This is a genomic window from Citrobacter sp. A316 (assembly GCF_002042945.1).
Taxonomy (GTDB): Bacteria; Pseudomonadota; Gammaproteobacteria; order Enterobacterales; family Enterobacteriaceae; genus Citrobacter; species Citrobacter portucalensis.
Genome location: NZ_MVFZ01000042.1, coordinates 1 through 3,270, shown reverse-complemented (window position 1 = coordinate 3,270; position 3,270 = coordinate 1). Strand labels below are relative to the sequence as shown.

Annotated in this window: 2 rRNA genes; both read left to right on the top strand. The window is 51.7% G+C overall.

Annotated elements, in window-relative coordinates:
- Positions 1–148 precede the first annotated feature (148 nt).
- A 23S ribosomal RNA gene (locus tag BZK41_RS26710) occupies positions 149–3,056 on the top strand.
- Positions 3,057–3,152: 96 nt separating this feature from the next.
- Positions 3,153–3,268 (top strand): 5S ribosomal RNA (gene rrf, locus BZK41_RS26705).
- Positions 3,269–3,270 lie beyond the last annotated feature (2 nt).

Below are 3,270 nucleotides of genomic sequence, written 5' to 3'. Positions count from 1 at the left end.
TTTGCTCTTTAAAAATCTGGATCAAGCTGAAAATTGAAACGACACACTGTTTCATTTCTCCGTAATAAGAAATGAAAAATGGTGTGTTCGAGTCTCTCAAATTTTTGCAGGTCGATGATGAATCGAAAGAAACATCTTCGGGTTGTGAGGTTAAGCGACTAAGCGTACACGGTGGATGCCCTGGCAGTCAGAGGCGATGAAGGACGTGCTAATCTGCGATAAGCGTCGGTAAGGTGATATGAACCGTTATAACCGGCGATTTCCGAATGGGGAAACCCAGTGTGATTCGTCACACTATCATTACGTGAATACATAGCGTAATGAAGCGAACCGGGGGAACTGAAACATCTAAGTACCCCGAGGAAAAGAAATCAACCGAGATTCCCCCAGTAGCGGCGAGCGAACGGGGAGCAGCCCAGAGTCTGAATCAGCATGTGTGGTAGTGGAACGGTCTGGAAAGTCCGGCGATACAGGGTGATAGCCCCGTACACAAAATCGCATGTGCTGTGAACTCGAAGAGTAGGGCGGGACACGTGGTATCCTGTCTGAATATGGGGGGACCATCCTCCAAGGCTAAATACTCCTGACTGACCGATAGTGAACCAGTACCGTGAGGGAAAGGCGAAAAGAACCCCGGCGAGGGGAGTGAAAAAGAACCTGAAACCGTGTACGTACAAGCAGTGGGAGCCTGATTCGTCAGGTGACTGCGTACCTTTTGTATAATGGGTCAGCGACTTATATTCTGTAGCAAGGTTAACCGAATAGGGGAGCCGAAGGGAAACCGAGTCTTAACTGGGCGTTAAGTTGCAGGGTATAGACCCGAAACCCGGTGATCTAGCCATGGGCAGGTTGAAGGTTGGGTAACACTAACTGGAGGACCGAACCGACTAATGTTGAAAAATTAGCGGATGACTTGTGGCTGGGGGTGAAAGGCCAATCAAACCGGGAGATAGCTGGTTCTCCCCGAAAGCTATTTAGGTAGCGCCTCGTGAACTCATCTTCGGGGGTAGAGCACTGTTTCGGCTAGGGGGTCATCCCGACTTACCAACCCGATGCAAACTGCGAATACCGAAGAATGTTATCACGGGAGACACACGGCGGGTGCTAACGTCCGTCGTGAAGAGGGAAACAACCCAGACCGCCAGCTAAGGTCCCAAAGTCATGGTTAAGTGGGAAACGATGTGGGAAGGCACAGACAGCCAGGATGTTGGCTTAGAAGCAGCCATCATTTAAAGAAAGCGTAATAGCTCACTGGTCGAGTCGGCCTGCGCGGAAGATGTAACGGGGCTAAACCATGCACCGAAGCTGCGGCAGCGACACTATGTGTTGTTGGGTAGGGGAGCGTTCTGTAAGCCGTTGAAGGTGTGCTGTGAGGCATGCTGGAGGTATCAGAAGTGCGAATGCTGACATAAGTAACGATAATGCGGGTGAAAAACCCGCACGCCGGAAGACCAAGGGTTCCTGTCCAACGTTAATCGGGGCAGGGTGAGTCGACCCCTAAGGCGAGGCCGAAAGGCGTAGTCGATGGGAAACAGGTTAATATTCCTGTACTTGGTGTTACTGCGAAGGGGGGACGGAGAAGGCTATGTTAGCCGGGCGACGGTTGTCCCGGTTTAAGCATGTAGGCGGAATGACCAGGTAAATCCGGTCGTTTATTAACGCTGAGGTGTGATGACGAGGCACTACGGTGCTGAAGTAACAAATGCCCTGCTTCCAGGAAAAGCCTCTAAGCATCAGGTAACACGAAATCGTACCCCAAACCGACACAGGTGGTCAGGTAGAGAATACCAAGGCGCTTGAGAGAACTCGGGTGAAGGAACTAGGCAAAATGGTGCCGTAACTTCGGGAGAAGGCACGCTGATATGTAGGTGAAGTGGTTTACCCATGGAGCTGAAATCAGTCGAAGATACCAGCTGGCTGCAACTGTTTATTAAAAACACAGCACTGTGCAAACACGAAAGTGGACGTATACGGTGTGACGCCTGCCCGGTGCCGGAAGGTTAATTGATGGGGTTATCCGTAAGGAGAAGCTCTTGATCGAAGCCCCGGTAAACGGCGGCCGTAACTATAACGGTCCTAAGGTAGCGAAATTCCTTGTCGGGTAAGTTCCGACCTGCACGAATGGCGTAATGATGGCCAGGCTGTCTCCACCCGAGACTCAGTGAAATTGAACTCGCTGTGAAGATGCAGTGTACCCGCGGCAAGACGGAAAGACCCCGTGAACCTTTACTATAGCTTGACACTGAACACTGGTCCTTGATGTGTAGGATAGGTGGGAGGCTTTGAAGTGTGGACGCCAGTCTGCATGGAGCCATCCTTGAAATACCACCCTTTAATGGCTGGTGTTCTAACGTAGACCCGTAATCCGGGTTGCGGACAGTGTCTGGTGGGTAGTTTGACTGGGGCGGTCTCCTCCTAAAGAGTAACGGAGGAGCACGAAGGTTAGCTAATCCTGGTCGGACATCAGGAGGTTAGTGCAAAGGCATAAGCTAGCTTGACTGCGAGAGTGACGGCTCGAGCAGGTGCGAAAGCAGGTCTTAGTGATCCGGTGGTTCTGAATGGAAGGGCCATCGCTCAACGGATAAAAGGTACTCCGGGGATAACAGGCTGATACCGCCCAAGAGTTCATATCGACGGCGGTGTTTGGCACCTCGATGTCGGCTCATCACATCCTGGGGCTGAAGTAGGTCCCAAGGGTATGGCTGTTCGCCATTTAAAGTGGTACGCGAGCTGGGTTTAGAACGTCGTGAGACAGTTCGGTCCCTATCTGCCGTGGGCGCTGGAGAATTGAGGGGGGCTGCTCCTAGTACGAGAGGACCGGAGTGGACGCATCACTGGTGTTCGGGTTGTCATGCCAATGGCATTGCCCGGTAGCTAAATGCGGAAGAGATAAGTGCTGAAAGCATCTAAGCACGAAACTTGCCCCGAGATGAGTTCTCCCTGAGACTATAAGTCTCCTGAAGGAACGTTGAAGACTACGACGTTGATAGGTCGGGTGTGTAAGTGTAGCGATACATTGAGCTAACCGATACTAATGAACCGTGAGGCTTAACCTTACAACGCCGAAGATGTTTTGGCGAAAGACAGACACAAGATTCAGCTTGATTACAGATTAAATTAACCGGCGAAAAGCGGGTTAATAACAGAATTTGCCTGGCGGCTGTAGCGCGGTGGTCCCACCTGACCCCATGCCGAACTCAGAAGTGAAACGCCGTAGCGCCGATGGTAGTGTGGGGTCTCCCCATGCGAGAGTAGGGAACTGCCAGGCAT